The following is a 993-nucleotide window of genomic DNA, read 5'->3' as shown; positions in this document are numbered from 1 at the left end:
TCAGGTTTAACCTGTGTCAGTGTGTGATGGATTGGCTTGAAACCATCAGTGGGATTGAATAGTGGTAATGATAAACGGAAAAGGAATAGAGGCTTCTCATCAAGTTAAATATGAGGTATTTATGGCTTTGGATTTTATGGCATCAAAAAATGAAAAGAAAATAGATGAAAGCACACCAGTATTTTCATTTAGGAAATTTGATTATGATAAATTACTCAATAATGCGAAACCATTAAGTCAGTATCCAATAATAAAAAAAATTGATGATTATTATGCTGATACTACCATTTTATATGGTGAAATTCAGCCTTTGATAAAGGAATTAAAAAGTCTTATTAAAACAAAAAAATTACATCTTGAAACAATTATTCATTTCATTGATTTTCTGGAAAAATCATTCAATGATGGTTTAAATATATATGTATACTGTGACTAGGTGTTTTTATTAATACCTCAAAGTAGAAATTATGTCATATATTCATGGAAACTAAAATGGAAACCATATTCAATATTAAATATAAAAATCCTATAGGCGATATTGATAATGATATAGATGATGAACTAACTCATTTTCAATATGCATTGGAAGAATTGAGAAGATATGTTGATTGTGAGTTTTTTATTAAACTGAAAGGCACTTACAAAGTAAATATTGATCTTTATCCTGATATAACAGTATGTTATGAAGAAATAGTTAAGTCAATCAAACGAGTAAAAAATAATTGGACAGGCAAAGATGATATTTGGTTTTGTGAGCAAGGTTCAGATTTTTACTTCTATTATGACATTAATGATAAAGGTGTAGAACTTGAATATAAGAAGGGACCAGATGTAGGTATATATAATGGAAAAATTCCTGATATGAAACTTTCTATCAGTAAAATAGAGTATGTACAGGTTTGGGAAACATTATTTGAAAAATTATCTATGCTTATTGAAGAAAAACTTAATAAAAAAATTAATTTACCTGGATCGGCTACACTAAATCATACA

The 993-nt window shown here is 27.5% G+C and carries 2 protein-coding genes; both read left to right on the top strand.

Going from position 1 to position 993, the window contains the following annotated elements; translation table 11 throughout:
• Window positions 1-67 precede the first annotated feature (67 nt).
• A complete protein-coding gene (locus tag B9N71_RS12715; RefSeq protein WP_085166158.1) occupies window positions 68-436 on the top strand; it encodes a hypothetical protein in 369 nt (122 codons plus the stop codon).
• A 56-nt stretch (window positions 437-492) separates the two neighbouring features.
• A partial coding sequence (locus tag B9N71_RS12710) for a hypothetical protein (protein WP_085166157.1) occupies window positions 493-993 on the top strand: 501 nt, incomplete at its 3' end.

The sequence above is a fragment of the Gilliamella bombi genome (assembly GCF_900103255.1).
GTDB classification, from domain to species: Bacteria; Pseudomonadota; Gammaproteobacteria; order Enterobacterales; family Orbaceae; genus Gilliamella; species Gilliamella bombi.
The sequence above is the reverse complement of the archived record's forward strand: the minus strand, read 5'-3'. Positions and strand labels throughout refer to the sequence as shown.